Here is a 24,748-nt window from a genome sequence, read left to right on the forward strand (position 1 = left end):
CAAAAAATCTGGTTTGAATGGAGCTTTGAGAGACCCCATTATTACATTGTTCCTAAACCAAAACAAATTTGTATGAAACAGAAACTTGTTACAAAGCTCAGCGCAAGCTTGCTGATGCTCTTGATTTCTTTTGCCGGCATCAGCCAAACCAAAAACGTAATATCTACACACCGGGTATTTCCTAAAATTGACAAGATCGCAGAATTTGAAAAGGCCGTTGCCAACCATGCCCAAAAATATCATTCCGGCGATAATCATTGGCGTGTGTTTGCCATTCAATCGGGACCGGATCTTGGCGGATATCATATCACCGAAGGTCCAAAGAGCTGGGAGAGTGAAGATGCAAGGGGCGACATCAGTCCCGAACATCAAAACGACTGGAATAAAAATGTAGCGGTCTATTTAACTGACAAGCAGAGCGGCGGCTATTCCGTTTACCAGGAATCGTTAAGCACCATTGCGCTGGGCGATTTTACTGAGAAGATCCAGATCACACATGTATACCCAAAACCGGGGCAAAATGATAATGTGGTAGCCATTCTTAAGAAAATAAAAAAAGCATGGGAGGCTTCAGGTGTAACTGTTGCTGTGTATGTAAGCAGTTCTTCCGGCCCATCGCAATATACCTTAACAACAAGGTATAAGCAGGGATTGAAGGAACGGGCTGTTGGTTTCCGCAAACCGTTTAAAGAAGTGTATGAAACTGCAAACGGTGAAGGTTCTTATGAACAGTACCTAAAAGATATAGCCGAGTACACACAGGAAAGCTGGAGCGAATTACTTTTTATGCGCAAAGACCTCAGTTCAAAATAACCCTTTTTCCATGTTGATAGTTAAACAACCTCATCATTTCGATTAGTGGTGGGGTTTGTTTTTTCCAAAATCCTTTCAAAAAAAGTCGCTTATACCGAACACACATTTTAATGCAGATTTTCTGTAACTGCATACAGTTACATGCTTTGTGATGTGAGTGAGGGAGCCGAAGGCATGACCGCAGGCAGGAACTGCTAAAACCAACCAACCAACTTCATGAACGAAATCAAAACAAAACCCAGAATAGAATCTATTGACCTGTTGAAAGGTTTAGTAATGGTCATCATGGCGCTCGACCATGTGCGGGATTATTTTCATTATTCCGCACCGTTTTTTAATCCTACCGATCCAACCCAAACAACACTGGCTATTTTCTTTACCAGATTCATCACTCATTTTTGTGCACCCGCATTTAGTTTTTTGGCAGGGCTTTCTGCCTTTATGATTGGCAAAAGAAAATCACCCGCTGAATTATCCGTGTTCTTACTTAAACGTGGGCTCTGGTTAATTTTTATCGAACTAACCATTGTATCCTTTGCATGGTCTTTTAACCCTGAATTCAGTCGCACCGGATTAGTGGTAATATGGGTGCTTGGCATGAGTATGATTGCATTGGCTGGTCTTATTCATCTACCCAAAAATATCATCCTGCTATTTAGCATTATCATCATTTTCGGGCACAACCTGTTGGATAGCATTGATATAAAAGACAATATACTTTGGTCGCTCCTGCATCAACCTGGTCTTCTTTGGAGTGATGGAACTCATGCTATCCTCGTTGGCTATCCCATCATACCCTGGATAGCAGTTATGTCATTAGGGTATTGCTTTGGGTCGTTATATGACAACAGTTTTGACGCCTTCAAAAGGAAGAGAATTTTGAACGGCCTGGGTTTAGGAAGCATTTTACTTTTCTTTCTTCTGATAACAATCCATGCTTATGGCGATCCTGTGAAGTGGACAAACTATGGATATACAGTAAAGACAGTGATGTCAATTTTCAACGTTAGCAAGTATCCACCTTCTTTGTTGTATTTGCTGGTAACATTGGGCGGAGCATTTCTTTTTCTTGCCCATGCCGAAAAGTTAAAAGGCAAAGTCGTTAATTTCTTTTGCGTATTTGGCCGGGTGCCATTTTTTTACTACATCATTCATCTTTATCTCATTCATGCATTAGCGCTGTTGGCTGCTGAGCTTACCGGTTTTGGCTGGCAGTCTATGATTTTAGTCAAACACTTTAGAAAAGGAGAAGCGTTAACGGGTTATGGCTTTAATTTGATAACCGTTTACCTGATTTGGTTTTTGGTTATCGTATTGCTTTATCCGCTATGCAAAAAATTTGACGCCTATAAACAAGCCCACAAAGAAAAATGGTGGCTGAGTTATTTGTAAAAAAAGAAATTATAATAAGTGAAACCAAGGCTGAGAGCGGGGTAGGTAAATAGTTATTTTAAACAACTAAAAACATGAAAAAAATCTTATTCCCACACATTGAAAAATGGTTCCTCTTATTTATTCCCTTAGTAATCATTGGCTTTTATCCCGGCTATTGGAGTAAGATAACTGATAACAAAACAACGATACTACATGTTCATACCTTCTTTATGTGTTTATGGGTAATTATGAGTATTGTACAACCTTGGTTGATCATGAGGAAGAAGACCAGCATTCATAAAATTGTTGGCAAAATAAGTTATGTGTTGATTCCCTTAATCGTAATATCCGGTTACATGCTTATTCAGGCCCGCTACGAACGAATACTTCTTCGCATTCAAAATGAAGTAGCAACGGGGAAATTGAACATTACAACTGAGGAGGTACTTAACAGAGTAGCCGGTTCACAACGGCTTGGAATTATTTTCCTTCTTATGCTCGTTATCTTTTACATACTGGCCATTGCCAATCGCAAACGGTTTCTCCATCATGCAACGTATATGATAGGTGCCATATTTACTTCCATTGATCCTGCTTTAGCCCGCATGATTGGTCATTGGGCAAAAGCCAATAATATAGAGCCTAACTTTTTTGTTGAATATAGTTCGCAACTGTTCGCACTCATTCTATTGCTTGCCCTTGCTGTTTACCAACGTTCGAAAAAACAATCGCTGCAACCAATATTGATCGTGATTGGTATTTATGTAATTAGTTTTTTGATCGTTGATTTTGCAGGCAATACTGCTGCCTGGCAATGGTTTGCGGAAAGCTTTTTATTTCGTTAGTCAATAAAATAGTTATTCGTGAATCGTAGAAACTTTATAAAAACTTCCACTATTGCAAGCGCAGGTGTTTTGCTGCCGATTAGTGTAGCTGCATCTGGCCAAAAAACAAAGAAGAAAGTAATTGTGCTTGGTGCTGGCCTTGCTGGTTTAACTGCCGCATGGGAACTCGTACAAGCCGGTCATGAGGTGATCGTGATTGAAGCAAGAAATCGGTCTGGTGGCCGTGTACTAACACTTCGGGAAGGTTTTACTTCAGGATTAACAGCTGAAGCCGGCGCTATGAGTTTCAACGATAATTATTTCAACCTGCTTCGTTATGTGAAACTTTTCAATATTCCGTACGAATCGCTGAAAGCCCCTGCTATACGGAGTATTGGAGGAAATACAGTCTATCATTTGCGTGGCAAGCGAATTGTTCCGGTTAACGGCAAAATAGATTGGCCCTATGAACTAAAACCGGAGGAACGGGAGGATAGTATCACCAACAGGTACATTCAGCCTTTACTGGAAGGTGTGGATGATGTATCTATTTCCAATTCACTGTACAACTGGGCCCGTTCAATTGACAACAAGACATTGCTTCAGCTTGTTGCAGAAAATGGTGCGTCTGCAGGTGCTCAGGAAATTATTCGTGTAACAACCTGGTATTGTGACCGGCAGGGATTGGCTTCGGCTGCAGCGAATCTGTTACCCGTATTACAGAGTGCCAAAAGTAAAGATGTGTACAGCTTCCCCGGCGGAGTTGATCGTTTATCCTCTGCATTTGCAATTAGATTGGGAGAACGAATTCATTTTAATACTGAGGTGGTGAGTATAAAAAATGTCCCCAATAATGTAGAAGTAACTGTTACTGCAGCCGGTAAGCAAGAAAGCATTCGTGCAGACCGCATTGTATGCACAATTCCTTTTTCAGTTTTGCGAAACATTAATATCTCGCCTTCCTTATCCACCTTCAAAAAAGAGATCATTGCCGGGCTGCATTACACACCGGCAACCCGTGTGTTCATGGAAGTAAAGAAAAGATTTTGGGAAGACAATGGAGAGAATGGTTCAGCTATGACTGATCTCCCTATAGGCCAAGTACAAAAACATCCAATGATCAAAACAGGAAAAGAAGGAGAAAGAGCTATCCTTGAAGGTCATGCACGTGGGCAGGATGCTTTGCAACTTGACAAGATGTCGAATGACGACAGATTAAAATTCACACTTGAACAGATGAGCAAAGTTCACCCTGACGTTTCCGACTACTACGAGGGTGGAATTTCAAAGAGTTGGCAGCTTGACCCTTATTCGCTTGGAGCATATTCGTTATTTCTTCCCGGCCAAATTACTTCATGGCTGCCTGAAATCATCCGACCAGAAGGTCGTATACATTTTGCCGGAGAACATACTTCTATATACTCAGGAAGTATGGAAGGTGCGGTTGAATCGGGTGCACGTGCAGCAAAGGAGATTAACGAAGTGTAAGAGGATATTCTGATCCGGCATACGCTGCCGTGGGTTCGTGAAGACACGAAACACAGATATAGAAAAAGAAAAAAGAACAAAATGAAAAGTAAATCAATCACAATCCTGCTTGCAATTGTGCTTTCGCAACTATTCATGATCCCTTTCACTTTAACAGCTCAGCATAATACTGTAGACTTTTCATCTGCAATAACAGTTATTCATTCCTTCGACAGTGAACAAAAGACAAAATCTGTTTTTCCTTTTGATGAAATGTCAAGATATGACTGGCATTATCTTCCTCCAAGTTTGATTCCAAGAAGAGGCGTTTGTTTAAAAGACCTGGATAGCTCGCAAAAGAAAAATGTTTATGCCTTACTTAAAAGTTTTTTAAGTGAGAAAGGTTTTTCACAAACGCAGGACATCATGAATAACGAGTATTATTTAAAAGAGTTAGAGCCAACCATGATACACCGGATACCTGAAAATCATTTCATCGCATTTTATGGAAATCCCGGGAAAGACAGCGTTTGGGGATGGAAATTCAGCGGACATCACATCGCTTTAAATTTTACAATCGTAAACAATCAATTAGCATTCACTCCGGTTTTCTTTGGAGTATATCCTGCTGAAATAAAAGAAGGAAAGAATAAAGGAAGGCGAATCATAAAAGACGAAGAGGATCTTGGCTTTGAGTTAATCAATATGCTTACTGCTGAACAAAAGCTCCAGGCTATCTTTCAATCAAAAGCATTTACTGATATTGTTACTACAAACGCTATTCAGGTTGGACCTCTCGCCCCTGTTGGTATTGTAGCCAAGGACCTGACACTTCAACAAAAAAACATTCTAAACAAATTAATTGCCTGTCATCTTTCTTCTATGCCAACTGAAATAGCAGAGATGCGAATGAAGCGAATCGTATCAGAAGATTTTAGCGAAATAAGATTTGGATGGGCAGGAGGTCTAATAAAGGGAGTGCCACATTATTACAGAATACAGGGAAAAACTTTTTTAATTGAGTTTGACAACACTACACACAATGCGAATCATATACACATTGTATGGCGTGATTTCAATGGCGATTTTGGAGTTGACCTTCTAAATGAGCATTATAAAATAAGCAAGCATCACCACAAATAAAATTGATGATACGTTTTTTTCAAGATTAAACTATCAAGATTCAATAAATAGCGAACAAACAAAACACGTCGTTGACTTTGCAGAACAGTAGTACTAAACACAACAATTTTTAAAATGAATAATAACGCATCACCCTTAATGAATCAAAGCAAGCCAGCTTCGTTTGTAAAATCAGGCTTTGTATTACTTCTTACGCTCTATGTAGGTGTAGTTACATTTCAGGAGATTTTACCCTACCTACGTCTGAACAAAGAAAGTTATGGCAGGTTTTGGGATTATAAATGGCCTTTGTTTTTCCATATTTCAAGTGGAATTACAGCCATGTTAATTGGTCCGTTTCAATTCTGGAAGAAATTCAGAAACAGATATATCAAAATACACAGAATGCTGGGGCGTATCTATCTGATCGCAATTTTAACCGGTACCATCAGTGCAACTTATTTAGCGTGGACCAGTGGCTACAAGATAAGTTTTGCATGGGCGTTTGGTTTAGAGGCATTAGCCTTTGCCTGGATTTCTACGGCATTGATGGCCTATACATCAGTGAGGAGAGGTCGCATTGTTCAGCATAAGGAATGGATGATACGAAGCTATGTAGTAACGCTGGCTTTTTTCTTTTTCCGCATTTTAAATAATTCAACTTATGTGAAATCTATTATACCGGAATTTAAAGAAAGAGGCGTAACGATTATTTGGTTTTGCTGGGCAATTCCATTATTAATAACTGAAATTGTTTTGAGTCGGAAAAAGAAATAATAAATAAAATGCAATTGTTGCCTTACGAAAAACAGCCAGAATTAGTAACAAAAATCGTTGGCATGTGCATATTAAGAATTAGATTTAAGTCATCGATTCTTTCCCAAATCCATCTCCCCTTGAGAAAAGTGTGTACGCTTTCCTTTTAACTCCCTATGTGTTTGACAATGACTTTGCTTCAGCAAAGCATTACTTAATAAGTAAAACCAGTAACATGAGAAAATTTATTCTGCCTATTCTCTGTTTTCAATTTGCATGTATTGTCTCATCTGCACAAAAAACAAAACCTACCAAAGGCATTGCGGGTATATGGCAATTGGTTGAGTTTGCTGATTATGATTCTGTTTCCAATACATGGATAAACCGCTACGGAAAAAATCCACGAGGCTATTTTATTTACTCGCCAGGTGGCATATTAAGTATTAATGTTTCCAGCGATACGCCACTTAAAATGACGGAGGAAGGATCAAAAAATTACACGATCAATTTTCATGAATTTTTCAGCAGTCATTCTTTCGGATACTTTGGTACGTACACATACGAACCTGCAAAGGGACAAGTGATCCATCATGTAAAAGGAGGAACGCTTCCTTTCTATACCGATACAGAACAGCCCAGGCAAATTCAACTAAAAGGCGATACAGCAATCATAGGCGATAACATCCGAACAAGAAGAGTACTGGTTAGGGTAGAATAATATTTAAACCATTTTTTTAATGAAAACAGACTTAACGAAATCGAGAATAACATCAATTGACCTTTTGCGTGGTGTTGTTATGATCATAATGGCACTGGATCATGTAAGAGATTATTTCCATGCCGATGCGTTTATTTACGATCCGCTTGATCTGGAAAAAACAACACCGGTACTTTTTTTTACCCGATGGATCACTCATTTCTGTGCACCGGTATTTATGTTCCTTGCGGGTACATCTGCATCGCTGGTAGGTGAACGAAAAAGTAAAAAAGAATTGTCTATGTTTCTCTTTAAACGGGGAGCATGGCTGATACTGCTAGAACTTACAGTTATCAATTTCGGATGGAACTTTGATATTACATTTAACAACATCTACTTTATTGTTATCTGGGTACTGGGCCTAAGCATGATCGCCTTAGCAGCAGCTGTTCATTTACCAAGAAAATGGATTTTTATCATTGGACTCCTCATTTTAGCCGGGCATAATCTTTTAGATGGAATTCATGTACAGGGAAATACATTTAAAGCATTTACGTGGGCAATCGTTCATGATCAGAATTTATTTACATGGGCAGGTAAAGATATATTAGTAGGTTACCCGGTATTACCATGGATTGGCATTATTATGCTGGGTTATTGTTTTGGCGCATTGTATTCACCTGCTTTTGGTACAGAAAAAAGAAAAAAATGGTTGCTCAATATTGGTGGCGGAGCTGTACTCTTATTTATTAGTATACGCTTTGCCAATTTTTATGGTGATCCCGGCCCCTGGAGTAAACAAGACAATTTCTTAAAAACATTCCTGGATTTTATCAGTACCACTAAATATCCACCCTCATTATTATATGCATTAATGACACTTGGACCTTCTGTCTTATTCCTTGCATTTACAGAAAGAGCAAATAACACATTTACAAAATTCATTTCAATTTATGGAAGAGTGCCGATGTTCTACTACATCCTGCACATTTACCTGTTGCATGCTGCAGCCTTGGTAGCAACCGGATTGTTTACCGGTTTCAGCTGGCAGGTATGGGTATTGAAAGAGCCGTTATGGTTAACTCAAACATTAAAAGGTTACGGCTTTTCATTGGGCATTGTATACATCGTTTGGATAGGGATCGTATTGTGCTTATACCCTTTGTGTAAATGGTACGACCGCTATAAACAAGCCCATAAAGAAAAATGGTGGTTGAGTTATTTGTAAACAATCAATACAGCCGTGATTCGTGAAGACACGAACCACAAGGCTTGCAATAATAAATCTTAACCAACTAAAACTAATCATTATGCAACGCAGAACATTTATCAAAAACTCATCACTTACAGTGATCAGCATCAGTGCATTCGGAGGGTTGAACTGGAATGGAAAAAATTTTGAAGGCGATAACGAAACTACCACCGATATACTTGGTCCATTTTACCGACCCGGTGCACCATTGCGAAGTAATTTAAGATTGCCCGCTTCCAACGGAGCTCCAATCGTTTTAAAAGGAATCATTTTTAAAGAAGATGGAAAAACACCCGTCAACAATGCATTCGTTGAGATCTGGCATTGCGATGAACATGAAGTTTATGATAATGCTTCTGACGACTACAACTATCGTGGCGCACAAAAAACAAAAGCAGATGGGAAATATGTATTCAAATCTATTTTACCCGTTCCTTATAAAGCCGACCCGAATAACGAAGCATCCTGGCGGCCGGCTCATATACACATGCGTGTGTCTGTTCCCGGTCAACAGGACCTGATCACACAACTTTATTTTAAAGGTGGCAAGTATGTTGAAACGGACACCTGGGCTTCTGCTCCACAGGCTGTAAACCGAATCCTTGATGTATCAAAGAATGCATCGGGAGAAAGTGAAATTGTTTTTAATGTGATCATGCGTAAAGAAATTCCGCTGGATAAAAAAGTGTATGATAAGATTACAGGACTGTACAGTATTGACGACGGCAGTAAAATTGAGTTTATTCAGAAAGATGATCTCTTGTTTATGAAACGTAATGGTCAATTAATGGCGGGATTAACGTACAATGGAAAAAACAGCTTTGAGGGAGGAATTGGATTTCCAAAAGTTCGTTTTGAGGTATTAACAAATGGTGGATCGAAAGCAGTTATTACAACTCAAACCAAGACCTATACAGGTGAAAAGTATTTAAAGTATAATGAGTAAAAAATGACAGCAACAGATTGCCTGTTGCATTTGCATACCTCAAAACTTCTGTCTACCTTATGTCCTCCGTTCGAATCGACGAAATTCACCCCTTCTACCAACCAAAACCACATCCATGCAACAAGCATTTATACCTGTGCAATTAAACGAGCGGATAAGTATCATGGATTCGCTTCGTGGAATTGCAATTCTGGGAATTTTTATAGCGAACCTGGGTTCAGGCTTTTCGTTTTATGATGCTACGTTGAACAACAGCGGACCTTTCTTTCATCCGCTTGATAAAACATTTCAGTTTTGGCAACATGTTTTTATTGAAGGAAAATTCTATTCTATTTTCAGTTTGCTGTTTGGGTGGGGTATGGCCATTCAGTTGAAACGAAGCGAAGTAAAGGGTTTAACTCCTGTAAAGTTTATGCGCAGGCGTTTAACGTTTATGTTCTTGCTTGGTCTTGCACATTTGTTGTTATTATGGACGGGCGATATCGTTGCCTTTTATGCATTGGTGGGTTTCGTGTTTTTATGGATCAGAAAATGGAGCGACCGGAAATTATTCATCTCCGCTATTGTTATGCTATGCTTACCTGTGCTCATTTATTTCCTGCGCATGAAATGGAATGTATTGCTGGCGCCTGCAGGTTTGCTTTATGGCACAGGTACAACAGTTGATTCGTATTTAACAGGTTCGAAATCTTTTGACGAGTTCTTGATCAACCTGAAAACAGAAAATTATTTTTTCCAGTTAAAAAGCCTTGTGGCTGGTGTGTTTTATCGTTTTGGTGATCTTATTTTCCAAAGCCGGCCTTTAAAAGTGTTGGGCATGTTTATTCTGGGTTACTTATTGGGGCGTAATGATCGTTATAAAACCATCCTTGCGAATAAACAATTGCTTTGGATGGTTGCAGGAGGTGGTTTGCTTATTGGCCTGCCTGCAAACTATCAATTATCAAAACTGATGGAAACTGGTTTATACTACCAGTTGAAGATAGAAGGTGTTTATCAAAGCATTGCCTATGCGTTGGGTGTGACCCCATTAGCGTTGGCTTATGTATCGTTATTTTTTCTGTTTGCACAAACGGCAATTGGTAAAAAAGTTACTGCTTTGTTGCAACCGGTTGGCAAAATGGCGTTCACCAATTACATCACACACTCCATTATTGGTACACTTGTATTCTATGGTGCCGGTTTGGGTCTTGCCCGTGAAGTAGGCCCCGTTTACTATACGATGCTTGCATTACTTGTGTTTATCGGGCAAATCATCGTGAGTACTGTATGGTTAAAGTATTTCAATTACGGACCCATTGAATGGTTATGGCGAAGTGCAACGTATAAAAAATGGCAGCCGTTGAAAAAGAAACTGAATACTTAAAACTATAGCATGGAATTTATCAACTCATTACTCGCAATCAATCCCAATTACATCTTAATTGGTTTGATGGTGCTGTTTTATTCACTCGAACAATTGCTCGGCAATCAATTCAAGTTCGACAAAAGACCGCAACACCTGTTTCAAAACAGCTTGTTCTATGTTGTCTTTTTCCTCGTGGGCATTCTCTGGTCGTTTGTTTCAGTATTTAGTATTGAGTGGTTGAACAATCATCAGATCGGGCTTTTCTATTTGGTACAACTACCTCTCTGGTTAAAATTATTAGTTGGCGTTGCATTGTTCGATCTGGTGAGTTACTGGTTTCACCGCCTGTCGCATGTGGTGCCGTTTCTCTGGCGTTTCCATCGTGTACACCACAGCGATACCACGATGGATGCATCCACTAATTTCCGCGGACACCCATTGGAAAGTTTTCTTTGGTTTGGAAGTAGTAATATTCTTGCGGCTGCTGTTTTTGGTCTTGACCTTCTTACACTCGGATTGTATTTATTTATTACGATGATTTTCTTTGTACTGCAACATTCCAATCTTCGTTTTCCGAAATGGCTCGATAAAAGTTTAGGGTTAGTGATCACCACACCTAACATCCACAAAGTGCATCATGAGCAGGATCAGAGTTATACCGATTCAAACTTCTCCGACATTTTTATTTTATGGGATCGCCTGTTCGGTACCTATAAAAGTAAACCGGTTGAACAGATCAAATTGGGATTGAAAGAATTTGACGAAGAGAAAAAACAAACGTTTTGGTATTTGATGAAAAGTCCGTTTTTAGAAATAAAAAGAGTTGAGTCAGAAGAACTAAATAAAAATACCAATGCTATCACACAATTGAATAAATAAATATGATGAATAAACTATCTCTTGTTTTTGTTCTGCTGGTTGCAAGCTCTGCTTTTTCGCAAACGGGAATGAAAGTACCTGTTGCTGGTCTGGCTGCTATCAAACAATCGGATTTAAAAAACGATTTGTATCAACATGCTGATGCCCGGTTTAAAGGCCGTGGTGCAGGTACCATCAATGAACTGAATGCCGCTGTTTGGGTTGCAGAAAAATACAGAAGTCTCGGCCTAAAACCAGCCGGTGAAAACAATTCTTACTATCAGTATTTTAATATGTGGCGCAACAGGATCGCTTCCGTCAGCAGAGTATCCATCAATGGTCGCTCTTTGTCATTGTGGAGCGAAGTTGCGATTGCACAAATGGCAGCAGTTGCTTTAGATCAACCGATTGTTTACCTCGGAAGTATTTCATCTGTTGATTTAAATAACATTGATGTAAAAGGAAAGGTCGTAGCCTTTGATGCAGTACCGGGCATACTAAATTACAACATGTCATTACCCGGCTGGCGCTATCAACGGTTTATGATGACAAAATATGGAAATGCTCTCGTTGCCAAAGGAGCTGCTGCACTTATACTCCTTGCCGATCAAGAAACCGAAACAGCATGGCCCGATGCAATAGAAAATTTTAAGGAAGGCAGTTTTGATTTAGAAGGAGGACCCAATGAAAAAGTAACAGCAACCGTACCGGTACTTTGGCTACACAAGTCCGCACAAAAAGAAATTGCAACCAATACTGCCCGACTGAAAGCAAACATTGTTATTGAGCGCTACAGTTATCCTTCTGTAAATCTCGTGGGCCTTATTGAAGGAACAGACCCTGTACTTTCAAAAGAATATGTTCTGTACAGCGGCCATACCGATGCACATGGCATTCGCAACAACATTGATGGAGACAGTATTTATTACGGAGCAGATGATAATGCCAGTGTTAATGTAGCCATGTTTGCTGTAGCCCGAGCATTCAAAAAAAATCCTGGTAAACGTTCGGTACTGTTTGTGATCCATGGTGCTGAAGAGCGTGGGCTTTTAGGCTCAAGGTGGTATTCATCGCATCCAACGGTACCCATTCAAAATATTGTAGCGGTTTTAAATGGAGATATGATTGGCAGAAACCATCCGGATAGTGCCACCGTTTTAGGTATACAACCACCACATCGTACATCAAACGAACTCACACAAATGGTATTGGATGCGAATAACGAGGGGCCGAAGTTTAAGTTAGATACACTTTGGGATAAAGTGGAACATCCTGAATACTGGTTTTTCAGAAGCGATCATCTACCCTATGCAAGGTTGGGTATTCCTTCACTCATGTACACTACACTGCTGCATGTAGATTATCATACACCAAAAGATAATGCGGCAAATATTGATTACGCTAAACTGAAAAAAGTGACCGAATGGATGTATCGTACCGGATGGAAAGCAGCGAATACAACACAACGACCGGACAGAGTACCCAATTTCAAATTGGAGCGGTAATACTTTGAAGAGCAGAATAAGAAACAATAGCAACATTGGAATCGTAACATACGTTGTGCCCTTCGTGAAAATCTTTGTGTGATTTGTGCAACTAAGATCATTCTAATTAAGAGTAACACAAAGAACACGAAGAAGGCACAAAGTCCACAAGCAGAAATAGAACGAGGTTATTGTTAACAACCATAAGTTTGAACTAAAGAAATGAAAATAGAAATTATGAGAAAAATAATATTGCTCCTTTTGATAGGTTTGAATACGTCCACGATTCATGCACAACAAACTTATTTCCCCGATGCCGATTGGCAAACAAAAAAACCCGAAGAGTTAAAGATGAATAAAGTTTGGATCGACAGTGCAGTAAGCTTCGCATTGAAAAGTGAAAACAAAGTTGAACGGGACTTGCGTATTGCCAATATGAAATCTTATTCACGTGAACCGGGATATAAAATGATCGGGCCAATGAAAGAAAGAGGCGGGCCTGCCGGGCTTGTGATCAGGAACGGATACATCGTTGCACAATGGGGCGATGTAAACAGAGTTGATATGACGTTTAGTGTAACGAAAAGTTATCTCTCCACTGTTGCAGGCTTAGCTGTTGATCAAGGCCTCATTAAAAATGTAAATGATAAAGTTGGTCAATATGTATGGGGCGAATTATTTGAAGGGCCACACAATTCAAAAGTTACCTGGGATCATTTACTTACACAATCAAGTGATTGGAATGGCAGACTTTTTGGTTTAGATGACTGGGCCGACCGTCCACCAAGAGAAGGAACAATTGATGATTGGAAAAACCGCAAGCTGCTTGAACCCGGAACCAATTATGAATACAATGATGTACGTGTAAATCTCCTTGCCTATTCGTTGTTGCAGGTTTGGCGTAAACCATTGCCGGTTGTGTTCAAAGAAAAGATCATGGATCCCATTGGTGCATCTACTACATGGCGTTGGTTTGGTTATGAAAATTCATTTGTAACACTTGATGGCTTAACGATGCAATCAGTAAGTGGCGGCGGACATCATGGCGGCGGCATCTTTATTAATACATTGGATCACGCACGGTTTGGTTTGTTGTTTCTGCGAAACGGCAAATGGAAAAATCAACAACTGCTTTCTGAAAAATGGATCAACGCTGCAATACAACCATCATCAGCAAATAAAAATTACGGTTACCTGTGGTGGCTCAACACAGAACAGAACTGGAAAGGCATTTCAACCAAAGTATATTATGCAAATGGTTTTGGCGGCAACTATATCATCATCGATAAAGAACATGACCTTGTAGTTGTTACCCGATGGATGGATGACAGTAAGGTGGCAGAAATGCTGAGCCTCGTTATTAAATCGATCGAAGCGAAATAATTTCCAAACAATAGCAACACTGAACCCAACCACATGAACCCGGTTTCAAAAAAAGAAAATTTAAAACGAGAAATCGGCGTACGGTCACTCACATTAGCAATTCTGAATATCACAGCAGGTTCCGGCATCTTTATTATTCCGGCTATTATTGCGGAAGATCTTGGTGCTGCTGCTATTCTTGCTTACCTGGTTTGTGGTGCACTGATCTTTTTGATTGGTCTTTGCTTTGCCGAAGTAGGTTCTAAAACTTCTGTAAGCGGTGGCGTGTATAGTTATATTGAAAATGCATTTGGTCCTTATGCAGGATTTTTAGCGAACAATATCTATTGGCTGGGAGGATGCATTGTATCAGACGCAGCCATTGCGAACGCATTGGTTGATACGTTGAAATATTTTTTTCCTTTCTTGAGTAACGAGATCTACCGGGCTGCATTACTCGTGTTTGTTTTTGGCAGCATTGCGTTGATCAATATCCGCAGTGTAAAAAACGGTGTGCGGTTGATCGAGTTTGCAACACTGGGAAAATTAATTCCACTCATTGCAGTAGTTGTTGCAGGAGCAGCATTTTTATCACCCGAAAATTTACGTTGGACGATCGAACCAACCTTCAGCAATCTCGGTGCTGCATCCTTACTTTTATTTTTTGCTTTCATTGGTTTAGATGGTCCGTTAAGCAACGGCGGAGAAATTAAAAATCCAAAACGTACCGTTCCTCTTGGAATATTTTTCGGTATTACGGCGGTATTACTTTTATACATCTCCATTCAGTTGGTAACGCACGGTGTTCTCGGTGCAACTGTTACGGCACATAAAGATGCTCCACTTGCGGCAGTTGCGGGTATTGCATTTGGTAAATGGGGAGCCATTATCATTATTGCAGCCAGTGCGCTTTCGATGCTCGGTGCATTGGGTGGTGAAATACTTTCTATTCCGCGGATCTTATTTGCCGGCGCAAGAGATGGACTACTGCCTAAGCCATTGGCGAAAGTTCATGACCGTTACTTTACACCACATGTTGCCATTGTATTTTATGCGTCGTTGGGATTGATACTCGCCATCTCCGGTGGCTTCAAGCAATTAGCCACTATTGCAAGCGCAGCTTTATTGATCATCTATCTGGGCGTTGTATTGTCCTCAGTAAAGCTCCGGAGAAAAGAGACCACAACAACCGAAAAAACATTTCGTGTACCCGGTGGCATCATTGTTCCATTGTTGGCTGCTGCCGGTATTATTTGGTTGCTATCCAATTTAACCAGAAATGAACTTACAGGCATTGGCCTGTTTATGATCGTACTCTCAATTATCTATTTCACTATGAAACAGGTAAAAAAGAAGAAGCAGAATAAAGAGAACAGTGGTTTGAAAGACTAACAAGTTCATTATAAAAAAGACAGACAAAACAATTCCGCATCATGCAAAAAATAAACCTCCTGCTTGTTTTATTACTGCTGTCAGTAATTACATCTGCTCAAAATAGTATTAAAGAACAAGAGGCCGTACAGCAAACCGTTGTAAAATTTTTTGACGCCTTATCTAATCGTGACTCTGTAAACCTGAAAGCAATGAGTACATCAGATATTACATTGTATGAATATGGCGGGGTGTGGACCATCGACACGCTGATTCTGAAAGCGATTACACTAAACACGGCAAAAGAATTTGCACGTACAAACACATTCGAGTTTATTCATACAACTGTAGACAACAAGATGGCATTGGTTAATTATCGTCTGCAATCAGTAATAATGAGAGATGGGAAACAGGCAACATTACAATGGCTTGAAACAGTAGTGCTGATAAAAGAACGTAACCAATGGAAAGTAAAGCATCTTCATTCCACACTCATTAAAAGAAGTTAAAATCAACAGCCCGCTTATCATACAAATTCTCAACTAACATTTATGCGAATAACCATTTCCTTTCTTGTAATTGCTTTCATGCTGACAGGCCCAGCATTTTCACAACTTAAATTCAGCGATGAAACAAAAAAATATATTGAGTACAACGACTCCGTAATAGTTTTCATAAACTGTTTGCTGATTGATGGGAAAGGCAATGCAGCTAAACCTCATCAAACAGTTATCATCAGCAAAGGAAAAATTGATTGGGTAGGTGATGATGATAAAGCCATCATTCCAAAAGCTGCCAACGTCATTGATCTGAATGGTAAAACAATTATGCCGGGTTTGGTAATGATGCATGAGCATATGTACATATCAGCAGCTTCAATCGAAGCCCGTTATCTTAATTTAAAACAATTGCCTTTTAGTTTTCCAAGGCTTTACCTCGCAGCAGGTGCTACTACCATCAGAACATGTGGCAGCATTGAACCTTACTCCGATTTGCGTATAAAAAAAGATATTGATCTTGGTATATTTCCCGGCCCAAGTATTGAATTGACGGCTCCTTACATTGAAGGAAAGTCACCCCGCTTTCCACAAATGAAAGACAATAAATCAGCAGCCGATGCAGCAGCTTTTGTTAACTATTGGGCCGACCAGGGATTTACTTCGTTTAAAGCATACATGGGTGTTGATAAGCCCACATTAAAAGCAGCGATAGATGCAGCACATAAACGAAAGTTGAAAATCACTGGCCATCTGGATGTTGTTACCTATAAAGAAGCAGCTTCACTGGGTATGGATCATCTGGAACATGGCTTTATGGCCAGTACAGATTTTGTCGTTGGTAAAAAAGAAAATGAACCACCAGCTCCCGGTGCAGCGATCATGTCCTTGGGTAATCTTACTATTAAAAGTGACAGCGTAAAACAATTCATTCAGTTTTTGATTGATAAAAAAGTAAGCATTACTTCATCGCTAGCTGTATTCGAAGGATCTACTACCACACAGCCGCTGCCCAACCAGGAATCGCTCCATGCGATGTCGCCTGATACAAGAGATTATTATCTGCAAAGATTGGCAACCATCAAATCGGCGAAAGGTCCAACTCCATACGATAAAGCATTTGCCACTACTGCCAAAATGGAAAAACTGTTTTACGAAATGGGTGGCTTACTTACTGTTGGTACTGATCCAACCGGTAATGGCGGCATCCTTGCAGGTTATGGTAATTGGCGTGCCATCGAATTATTAGTTGAAGTTGCCGGCTTCACACCGCTGGAAGCAATTAAGATTGCTACACAAAATGGAAGCATTGCTTTAGAATTAAATCAAACAATAGGAACTATTGAACCCGGTAAGTCTGCTGATCTCTTAATTATTAACGGAGACCCATCAAAAGATATTCATGATCTGCGGAAAATTCTTTTTGTATTCAGAAACGGCATCGGCTATAACTCAAAAAAATTATTCGAATCTGTAAAAGGAAAAGTAGGATTTAATTAAACTAAAAACAATACTCAGTATGAAAAATAATTTTGTAGTTGCTGTATGCATACTCTTCAACTTGTCGGTTACCGCACAAAAACCAAGAGCAAGAGATATCGGAATCCCGTTTGATGGAACACCCGGAAAATTCAATGCCATTACTGATGTAAAAGGTGTGGAGGTTGGTTACAGCACCATCATTTCGGGAACTGGTAAAAACATAAGAGGTAAAGGTCCCGTAAGAACTGGCGTAACAGCCATCTTACCGAGAGGAATGAATAATAATCCTGTTTATGCAAACTGGTATTCACTCAACGGCAATGGTGAAATGACTGGTACAACATGGGTAACAGAATCCGGCTTTTTGGAAGGACCAGTGATGATTACGAATACAAACAGTGTGGGCACGGTAAGAGATGCAGTATTAAAATGGTATGTAAAGAAAGGCTGGTACACCGAAGATTTTTGGTACACCTATCCGGTTGTGGCCGAAACCTATGATGGCTTCTTAAATGATATTTATGGTTTTCATGTGAAAGAAACACATGCATATGAAGCATTAGACAATGCAAAGAGTGGTTTTATAAAAGAGGGAAATATAGGTGGCGGAACGGGGATGAGGTGTTTGGGTTTTAAAGGTGGCAGTGGTACTTCATCAAGAGTTGTAAAAATTAAAGACTCCACTTATACATTGGGTGTTTTTGTACAGGCAAATTTTGGCCGAAAAAGAAATCTGACAATTGCAGGTGTACCTGTAGGAAAAGAATTAATCGACACACTCAATAATGAATTAAAAGCCGCTCCATCGTACCGTCAGGAAGGGGATGGTTCTATTATTGTGGTTGTTGCAACTGATGCACCATTACTTCCGCATCAGTTAAAAAGAATTGCTCAACGGGTAACGCTGGGTATTGGAAATGTAGGTGGGCAGGGAACAAATGGATCAGGCGATATTTTTATGGCCTTCTCTACTGCAAACCTAACTGCGTTTCAAAGACAGGCATTTACAAAAATTGATGAGTTGCCCAACGACCTAATTGACCCTTTGTTTGAAGCAACTATCCAGGCAACCGAAGAAGCCATCATCAATGCAATGGTTGCTGCAGAAACCATGGAAGGTATTAACGGAAACAAATCGTATGCAATGCCGCATCAACTGGTAATTGATTTGTTGAAAAAATATAAGCGGTTAAAATGATAAAAGAACAATCCAAACTTTACGGACTTGACCATTTAAGAGCATTAGCTATTTTACTGGTACTTGGATTCCATTACCAGCTTGGGTATTTTGGATTTCCTGAATGGACCACACAGTTTAATCAATTTGGCTGGACAGGCGTTGACCTGTTTTTTGTGCTAAGTGGGTTTTTAATTTCATCGCAGCTCTTTTCACAAATGAAAAAGGGCAAATCTATTTCGTTGAAAGAATTCTTTTTGAAACGCTTTTTCAGAATTATCCCAATTTACTTTGTAGTGGTTGCCATTTATTTTTGCGTTCCATTTTTTCGGGAAAAAGAAGCGCTGCCTCCACTGTGGAAGTTTTTAACCTTTACTCAAAACTTTGGGTTAGATGCAATAAACTTCGGTACATTTTCACACGCATGGTCTTTGTGTGTAGAAGAACATTTTTATTTATTTCTTCCGTTGATATTAATTTTTCTTCAAACTACACAGCTTTTTAAAAAAGGTTATTGGGTTTTGATAATACTGTTTGCTGCCGGGTTTGCAGCAAGACTGTTAAGCTGGCATGAAGGATACCTTCCAACAGTTGGCAATGAAAGCTCGTTGGCATCGTGGACAGAATTCGTTTATTATCCAACCTACAATCGGTTGGATGGGCTATTAGTTGGTGTTTCCATTGCAGCCATTTATCAATACCTGCCAAACACGTGGAATAAAATCTCAGCCTATGGAAATCAGATACTGCTGGCGGGTCTTGTTCTGTTAACCATCGCTTATTTCTTTTGCTCTGACCTTTCGACTTATACAACTTCAATTGTTGGGTTTCCTTTTATTTCAATAGGCTATGGATTTCTTGTAACGGGAGCTGTTTGCCCAACAAGTGTTTTGTATAAATGGAATTCAAAAGTCACCACACTTATTGCTACACTTTCTTATGGTATATACCTTTCTCACAAAGGAGTGATTCATATGGCGCAGGAAATCTTTTCTGATTGGGGAATAGACAAAAACGGAAATGTGATGTTTTTGATCTGTATTGCATGTTGTTTTCTGATTGCATGGTTACTGCATCTGGTCATTGAAAAACCGTTTATGAAATGGAGAGATGTGGTGCTTCAGAAAAAACAACATATCACTCAAAACTTATCGACGATTAAAAACTAGAAAAATGAAAATAACATTCCTGCTTATCACTTTGATTAATCTTTTTTCCTTCCAGCTTTCGGCGCAAAAGAAAAATCAATCAATTCAATTGGAGTCACTGCTGGAACAATATTCAAAAGAATATTATGCATTAAATCCATTAGAAGCCACACAAGCAGGTATCAACGACTACAACAATCAACTTGAAATTACCATCAGCAATGAGTATAGAAATAAAGCAAAAGCACTTAATCAAAAATATCTCAGCCAATTAGCTGTCATCAACAAAACAGGCTTAACAGCATCTCAGCTATTGAGTATTGATGTTCTTACCTATAAACTGAAATCCGAAAACGAAAGATGGAATAATTCTTTGGGGTTTTACAGACCTGTTGACCAATTCGTGTTCAGCTTTACAACCAGGTTTGCAACATTAGGTTCGGGAGCAGGGTTTGTTCCTTTTAATACTGAAAAAGATTACCGGGATTTTATGAGCCGCATGAAAGGTTTCCAGCTATGGGTTGATCAGGCCATTGCAAATATGAAAAAGGGTGTTGCCCAAAATAACACCAACCCAAAGGCTGCAATGGAAAAAGTGCCACTACAATTAAAAGCATTGTTTGAAACTACTTTACAACAAAATGTTTTCTATAAACCTTTACTAAAGCTACCAACCAATATCGATAGTGCTGCTGCAATTCGGTTAAAGAAAGATTATTCTGATGTAATTCAAAACATTTTAAAACCGGCCTACAAAAAATTACACGATTATATTGTTACAGAATATATTCCAAAGGCAAGAACAACATCTGGTCTTTTAGATAATGATAAGGGCAAGAAAGAATATGAGCTGTGGCTAAAGTATTATACCACTACAAACATTACAGCCGAACAAATTTTCAATTTAGGACTTAGTGAAGTTGCCCGTATTCGCAAAGAAATGGATTCTGTAAAAGCACAGGTTAGCTTTAAAGGTGATTTGAAATCTTTTTTTGAATATGTAAAAACCGATCCTAAATTCTTTCCATTTAAAACAGAAGAGGAAGTATTGGATAGGTTCAGAAGCTTTCTTACTAAAATGTCGCCACAACTGAACATGCTTTTCAATTTAACACCCAAAGCAAAATTTGAAGTACGGGCTACTGAAAAATTTCGGGCTGCCGGTGCTAATGCTGAATACACCCGACCATCAAGAGATGGAAAAAGGCCCGGCATTTTTTATGAAGTAATCCGTGACCCGGCTCAATACAATTATTTCTCCATGGAAGATCTATTTATACACGAAGCTATTCCAGGGCATCACTACCAGGTAGCTATTCAACAGGAAGCCGATATCCCGGAATTTAGAAAAGCTTATGCCACAAGTGCTTTTGGAGAAGGATGGGCATTGTATGCAGAAAGTTTAGGAACTGAATTGGGCATGTATACAGACCCGTATCAATATTTAGGCAGACTTAATGGTGAAATCGAACGGGCTGTTCGATTAGTGGTAGATGCGGGCATCCATTACAAAGGATGGAGCCGTGAAAAAGCCATAGCCTATGTGTTGGAGAACCAACCTGTATCATCTGTTGAAGCGGTACAACGGATAGAGCGATATATGGTTACTGCAGGACAGGCAGTAAGTTATAAAATAGGTGAGTTAAAAATTATTGAACTACGAGAAAGAGCAAAGAAGAGATTGGGGAACAAGTTTGACATTAAAGAATTCCATGATGAAGTGTTGAAAGATGGCAGCCTTCCTCTGATTATTTTGGAATCAAAAATCAATCGGTGGATAGAAAGCAAGAAGTGATGAAAAATTAAATAACAACACATGCTTAAAAAAATTTCCATAGCTGTTTTTTGGTTCGCCTTCTTCGGTTTCTTTCTCGTTATGTTGATACCGAAGTACAAGTATCTCAGCAATGATGCCTTAGAACATTGGGGAAGTAAGAGCACCTTTGACAACAGCATTTTTGCATTGCATATTTTTGCGGGTATCATTGTTTATTGCACGGCCGTTCTGCAATTCACACCTGCAATCCGAAATAAGTACATTTCCTTTCATCGCAAAACGGGCAAGCTCTATATTCTTTCATCATTGCTCTGTATTACTTCATTGTATGTGATGTTACCCAGAACCGGATGCACGGCTTGTATGCCATCACAATATATAGTCACCAGTTTGTGGCTGCTGTTCATCATCCTTGCTTTTTATTTTATCAAGCAACGAAGAATAGTAATGCATCAACGAATGATGATCAGCAGTTTTATCTGTGCAGCTTACTTTGTAACGATACGGGTAATTGATGCTTTTGCCATGGACTTATTCAATTCTATATTTCGAAATGAAGCAACAGCATTTCTGGCTTCAGATGTATTTGTGTGGCTGGTTCCATTGCTGTTGTTCTGGATGTATTGGTTGATAAGAGACAGAAAAGAAAAAAGATACGGGATGGAAATTGTTTAGCGGATTTTATACCAGTGTTCCTATAAAATAAATTACAAATTATGCAACGCAGAAACTTTATTCAACAATCATCACTTACTGTTATTGGTTTGGGTGTATTTGGATCCTTACTTTCAAATACTAAAAAAGCAGGAGCCACTTTAAGCGTAAACAGCAAACGTATTGAAAGCCGCATTTTTGAACTGGCAAAATTTGGTGTGGATGAAAAAGGCCGTGGTTACCGTGTAGCTTATACCAAAGGCGATATTGAAGGTCGTGCATGGTTTATGGAGCTCATGAAAAAAGCGGGGCTTGATCTAACCATTGATGCAGCAGGTAATATTATCGGCAAACGCAAAGGAAAAAATGCATCACTCAAACCAATTGCATTTGGTTCGCATATTGATATGGTGCCCGATGGCGGTAACTATGATGGTACACTTGGCTCCATCAGTGCATTGGAAGTAATTGAGATACTCAATGAAAATAATGTGATTACAGAACATCCGTTGGAAGTGATCATTTTTGCCAATGAAGAAGGTGGCACCATTGGAAGTATGGCTATGGCAGGAAACTTAACTCCTGAAGGATTAAAACAAAAAAGCCAGAGTGGATTCACACAGGCAGAAGGCATCAAAGTTCTTGGCGGCAATCCCGATAATATTCAATCAGCAAAGCGTAATAAAGGAGATATCCATGCATGGATCGAATTGCATATTGAGCAAGGTGGCATTTTAGAAAGAGAAAAAATACAGATCGGTGTGGTGGAAGGTATCGTTGGTATTGTGCATTGGGAAGTTACGGTTGAAGGTTTTGCCAATCATGCAGGTGCAACACCAATGAATCTGCGACAGGATGCTTTGCTGGCTGCTTCTCAATTTATTATTGCAGTAAACGAAGTGGTGAACAGTGTAAAAGGCACACAAGTAGGTACTGTTGGAAAAATTGCAGTACAGCCAGGTGCTTATAATGTTATTCCGGGTAAAGTTGTGTTAGGATTAGAGATCCGTGATCTGGATGCTGCAAAAATTGAAATGCTGTTTATAGAAATGGAGAAGCGTGCAGCAACCATTGCCACATCAACCAAAACAAAGATCAGTTTTGAACGGCAGGCCAATGAATCAAAGCCTGCATTGACCGATAAAAAATTACAGCAGATCATCAACACATCAGCAAAAGCATTGGGCTTTACCACGAAGTTTATGCAAAGCGGTGCAGGGCATGATTCACAGGAAATAGCAGAGATAGCACCCGCTGCGATGATCTTTATTCCGAGTGTTGGCGGCATCAGTCATTCACCTAAAGAATTTTCAACAGCCACAGATATGGCCAATGGAGCAAATGTGTTGTTGCAAACGATTTTGAAAATAGATAAAGCATAATTCAACCATGGAGGAAGAAGAAAACAAAGAAAGTCCACCGTCAACAGACGACAGTCCACAGCAAGACGCACAGTTGAATAACCCTTCAACTGATGAAACCATTGTACCTGCTGCTGAAACATCAAGCATCATCAATCCACCATCAGACATAAAAGATATGGAAGTACATCATCACACCCACGACCCTGCCGCACCGCACCATAAGAAAAACTGGAAAAGTTATTTCTGGGAATTTTTAATGTTATTCCTCGCTGTGTTCTGCGGATTTTTGGCAGAGTATCAGTTGGAGCATAAGATAGAAAGAGACAGAGCAAAAGAGTTGGCAAGAAGTTTTTATAGAGAACTTAAAAAAGATTCTGTAACTGCAGCAATAAAAGTAGAGAACAGGTTAAAACAAGAAGCAGCATTAAAATATCTTATTAATTATTTCAGAGATAGCAGTCTTAGTAATGTTTCAAAAACATATGCCATCAACTTTGAATATGGAATAAGTTTTCGAAGCCCAACCCTATTTGAACCACGAGCCATGATGCTGGACCAGTTAAAAAACTCCGGGTCGCTTCGGTATTTTAAAAATGAAACATTGCAGGAACTGATTGGCGATTTAACCGTGGCTATAAAAAATATCTATAACCGGCAGGATCTTGAGCATGAACAACGGTTAGTATATATCAACCCGATTTTGGTTAGCCATTATGATTATGATTTTAATGCGGTCATGAAAAAAGAGGGGAAGACAATCTTTGAAGCAATTCATCAATATGAAGCAAGCAACGAAACTGTACCGTATAAAATAAACCAAGCTGAAAAACTTGACAGACAGAATACTGTAAACAAACTGAACTTTTATTTAGGTAATGTATTAAGCTCAACCCGCCAGGTTCACATTCAAAAGTACATTGAGGTAAATGCAGAGCTGTTGAAACTATTACGTAAAGAATATCACCTGGAATAAAT

General features: G+C 39.4%; 22 protein-coding genes. All 22 read left to right on the forward strand.

Features of this window, described 5'->3' with window-relative positions:
* Positions 1–72 precede the first annotated feature (72 nt).
* The 22 genes from WG989_RS04885 to WG989_RS04990 all read left to right on the forward strand — a co-directional run bounded on the left by WG989_RS04885 (position 73) and on the right by WG989_RS04990 (position 24,746).
* Complete coding sequence (locus WG989_RS04885; protein WP_340427746.1) at positions 73–813, forward strand: hypothetical protein; 741 nt, start codon at positions 73–75, stop codon at positions 811–813.
* A 216-nt stretch (positions 814–1,029) separates the two neighbouring features.
* The gene (locus WG989_RS04890; protein WP_340427747.1) at positions 1,030–2,205 is read left to right on the forward strand and encodes an acetyltransferase domain-containing protein; all 1,176 of its coding nucleotides are present in this window, start codon (positions 1,030–1,032) and stop codon (positions 2,203–2,205) included.
* Positions 2,206–2,279: 74 nt separating this feature from the next.
* Positions 2,280–3,032 carry a hypothetical protein gene (locus tag WG989_RS04895; RefSeq protein ID WP_340427748.1) on the forward strand — a complete coding sequence of 251 codons (753 nt, stop codon included), beginning with the start codon at positions 2,280–2,282 and terminating at the stop codon, positions 3,030–3,032.
* Positions 3,033–3,050: 18 nt separating this feature from the next.
* The gene (locus WG989_RS04900) at positions 3,051–4,499 is read left to right on the forward strand and encodes a flavin monoamine oxidase family protein (RefSeq protein WP_340427749.1); all 1,449 of its coding nucleotides are present in this window, start codon (positions 3,051–3,053) and stop codon (positions 4,497–4,499) included.
* A gap of 81 nt (positions 4,500–4,580) precedes the next feature.
* Positions 4,581–5,621, forward strand: coding sequence for a DUF3500 domain-containing protein (locus WG989_RS04905; RefSeq protein ID WP_340427750.1), 1,041 nt, complete (start codon positions 4,581–4,583; stop codon positions 5,619–5,621).
* A gap of 114 nt (positions 5,622–5,735) precedes the next feature.
* Positions 5,736–6,377: a DUF2306 domain-containing protein gene (locus WG989_RS04910; RefSeq protein ID WP_340427751.1), complete on the forward strand. Its 642-nt coding sequence runs from the start codon at positions 5,736–5,738 to the stop codon at positions 6,375–6,377.
* A gap of 214 nt (positions 6,378–6,591) precedes the next feature.
* Positions 6,592–7,074 (forward strand): lipocalin-like domain-containing protein, encoded by a 483-nt coding sequence (locus WG989_RS04915; RefSeq protein ID WP_340427752.1) that lies wholly within the window; start codon positions 6,592–6,594, stop codon positions 7,072–7,074.
* A 19-nt stretch (positions 7,075–7,093) separates the two neighbouring features.
* Positions 7,094–8,281 (forward strand): acetyltransferase domain-containing protein, encoded by a 1,188-nt coding sequence (locus WG989_RS04920; RefSeq protein ID WP_340427753.1) that lies wholly within the window; start codon positions 7,094–7,096, stop codon positions 8,279–8,281.
* A gap of 82 nt (positions 8,282–8,363) precedes the next feature.
* Positions 8,364–9,251 carry a dioxygenase family protein gene (locus tag WG989_RS04925; protein WP_340427754.1) on the forward strand — a complete coding sequence of 296 codons (888 nt, stop codon included), beginning with the start codon at positions 8,364–8,366 and terminating at the stop codon, positions 9,249–9,251.
* A 115-nt stretch (positions 9,252–9,366) separates the two neighbouring features.
* Positions 9,367–10,617, forward strand: a complete 1,251-nt coding sequence (locus WG989_RS04930) for a DUF418 domain-containing protein (RefSeq protein ID WP_340427755.1) — start codon at positions 9,367–9,369, stop codon at positions 10,615–10,617.
* Between the two features lie 9 nt (positions 10,618–10,626).
* The gene (locus WG989_RS04935; protein WP_340427756.1) at positions 10,627–11,478 is read left to right on the forward strand and encodes a sterol desaturase family protein; all 852 of its coding nucleotides are present in this window, start codon (positions 10,627–10,629) and stop codon (positions 11,476–11,478) included.
* 5 nt (positions 11,479–11,483) lie between these two features.
* A complete protein-coding gene (locus tag WG989_RS04940; protein WP_340427757.1) occupies positions 11,484–12,962 on the forward strand; it encodes a M28 family metallopeptidase in 1,479 nt (492 codons plus the stop codon).
* Between the two features lie 216 nt (positions 12,963–13,178).
* A complete protein-coding gene (locus WG989_RS04945) occupies positions 13,179–14,324 on the forward strand; it encodes a serine hydrolase domain-containing protein (protein ID WP_340427758.1) in 1,146 nt (381 codons plus the stop codon).
* A gap of 33 nt (positions 14,325–14,357) precedes the next feature.
* Positions 14,358–15,695 (forward strand): APC family permease, encoded by a 1,338-nt coding sequence (locus WG989_RS04950; RefSeq protein ID WP_340427759.1) that lies wholly within the window; start codon positions 14,358–14,360, stop codon positions 15,693–15,695.
* 41 nt (positions 15,696–15,736) lie between these two features.
* Complete coding sequence (locus tag WG989_RS04955; RefSeq protein ID WP_340427760.1) at positions 15,737–16,183, forward strand: YybH family protein; 447 nt, start codon at positions 15,737–15,739, stop codon at positions 16,181–16,183.
* A 42-nt stretch (positions 16,184–16,225) separates the two neighbouring features.
* On the forward strand, positions 16,226–17,671 hold the full coding sequence (locus tag WG989_RS04960) for an amidohydrolase family protein (protein WP_340427762.1): 1,446 nt from the start codon (positions 16,226–16,228) through the stop codon (positions 17,669–17,671).
* A 19-nt stretch (positions 17,672–17,690) separates the two neighbouring features.
* On the forward strand, positions 17,691–18,851 hold the full coding sequence (locus WG989_RS04965; RefSeq protein ID WP_340427764.1) for a DmpA family aminopeptidase: 1,161 nt from the start codon (positions 17,691–17,693) through the stop codon (positions 18,849–18,851).
* The gene (locus WG989_RS04970; protein WP_340427766.1) at positions 18,848–19,999 is read left to right on the forward strand and encodes an acyltransferase family protein; all 1,152 of its coding nucleotides are present in this window, start codon (positions 18,848–18,850) and stop codon (positions 19,997–19,999) included. The genes WG989_RS04965 and WG989_RS04970 overlap by 4 nt, the downstream gene beginning before the upstream one ends.
* Before the next feature lie 4 nt (positions 20,000–20,003).
* Positions 20,004–21,773 carry a DUF885 domain-containing protein gene (locus WG989_RS04975; protein ID WP_340427767.1) on the forward strand — a complete coding sequence of 590 codons (1,770 nt, stop codon included), beginning with the start codon at positions 20,004–20,006 and terminating at the stop codon, positions 21,771–21,773.
* Between the two features lie 21 nt (positions 21,774–21,794).
* Positions 21,795–22,430, forward strand: a complete 636-nt coding sequence (locus WG989_RS04980; RefSeq protein WP_340427769.1) for a DUF2306 domain-containing protein — start codon at positions 21,795–21,797, stop codon at positions 22,428–22,430.
* A gap of 41 nt (positions 22,431–22,471) precedes the next feature.
* The gene (locus WG989_RS04985) at positions 22,472–23,791 is read left to right on the forward strand and encodes a Zn-dependent hydrolase (protein WP_340427771.1); all 1,320 of its coding nucleotides are present in this window, start codon (positions 22,472–22,474) and stop codon (positions 23,789–23,791) included.
* A gap of 7 nt (positions 23,792–23,798) precedes the next feature.
* Positions 23,799–24,746 carry a hypothetical protein gene (locus WG989_RS04990; RefSeq protein WP_340427772.1) on the forward strand — a complete coding sequence of 316 codons (948 nt, stop codon included), beginning with the start codon at positions 23,799–23,801 and terminating at the stop codon, positions 24,744–24,746.
* Positions 24,747–24,748: the final 2 nt, after the last annotated feature.

The sequence above is a fragment of the Lacibacter sp. H407 genome (assembly GCF_037892605.1).
Taxonomy (GTDB): Bacteria; Bacteroidota; Bacteroidia; order Chitinophagales; family Chitinophagaceae; genus Lacibacter.

Coding starts and splice junctions, on each gene's coding strand:
- WG989_RS04885 (WP_340427746.1), top strand. CDS start 73: ATGAAACAGAAACTTGTTACAAAGCTCAGCGCAAGCTTGCTGATGCTC.
- WG989_RS04890 (WP_340427747.1), top strand. CDS start 1,030: ATGAACGAAATCAAAACAAAACCCAGAATAGAATCTATTGACCTGTTG.
- WG989_RS04895 (WP_340427748.1), top strand. CDS start 2,280: ATGAAAAAAATCTTATTCCCACACATTGAAAAATGGTTCCTCTTATTT.
- WG989_RS04905 (WP_340427750.1), top strand. CDS start 4,581: ATGAAAAGTAAATCAATCACAATCCTGCTTGCAATTGTGCTTTCGCAA.
- WG989_RS04910 (WP_340427751.1), top strand. CDS start 5,736: ATGAATAATAACGCATCACCCTTAATGAATCAAAGCAAGCCAGCTTCG.
- WG989_RS04915 (WP_340427752.1), top strand. CDS start 6,592: ATGAGAAAATTTATTCTGCCTATTCTCTGTTTTCAATTTGCATGTATT.
- WG989_RS04920 (WP_340427753.1), top strand. CDS start 7,094: ATGAAAACAGACTTAACGAAATCGAGAATAACATCAATTGACCTTTTG.
- WG989_RS04925 (WP_340427754.1), top strand. CDS start 8,364: ATGCAACGCAGAACATTTATCAAAAACTCATCACTTACAGTGATCAGC.
- WG989_RS04930 (WP_340427755.1), top strand. CDS start 9,367: ATGCAACAAGCATTTATACCTGTGCAATTAAACGAGCGGATAAGTATC.
- WG989_RS04935 (WP_340427756.1), top strand. CDS start 10,627: ATGGAATTTATCAACTCATTACTCGCAATCAATCCCAATTACATCTTA.
- WG989_RS04940 (WP_340427757.1), top strand. CDS start 11,484: ATGAATAAACTATCTCTTGTTTTTGTTCTGCTGGTTGCAAGCTCTGCT.
- WG989_RS04945 (WP_340427758.1), top strand. CDS start 13,179: ATGAGAAAAATAATATTGCTCCTTTTGATAGGTTTGAATACGTCCACG.
- WG989_RS04950 (WP_340427759.1), top strand. CDS start 14,358: ATGAACCCGGTTTCAAAAAAAGAAAATTTAAAACGAGAAATCGGCGTA.
- WG989_RS04955 (WP_340427760.1), top strand. CDS start 15,737: ATGCAAAAAATAAACCTCCTGCTTGTTTTATTACTGCTGTCAGTAATT.
- WG989_RS04960 (WP_340427762.1), top strand. CDS start 16,226: ATGCGAATAACCATTTCCTTTCTTGTAATTGCTTTCATGCTGACAGGC.
- WG989_RS04965 (WP_340427764.1), top strand. CDS start 17,691: ATGAAAAATAATTTTGTAGTTGCTGTATGCATACTCTTCAACTTGTCG.
- WG989_RS04970 (WP_340427766.1), top strand. CDS start 18,848: ATGATAAAAGAACAATCCAAACTTTACGGACTTGACCATTTAAGAGCA.
- WG989_RS04975 (WP_340427767.1), top strand. CDS start 20,004: ATGAAAATAACATTCCTGCTTATCACTTTGATTAATCTTTTTTCCTTC.
- WG989_RS04980 (WP_340427769.1), top strand. CDS start 21,795: ATGCTTAAAAAAATTTCCATAGCTGTTTTTTGGTTCGCCTTCTTCGGT.
- WG989_RS04985 (WP_340427771.1), top strand. CDS start 22,472: ATGCAACGCAGAAACTTTATTCAACAATCATCACTTACTGTTATTGGT.
- WG989_RS04990 (WP_340427772.1), top strand. CDS start 23,799: ATGGAGGAAGAAGAAAACAAAGAAAGTCCACCGTCAACAGACGACAGT.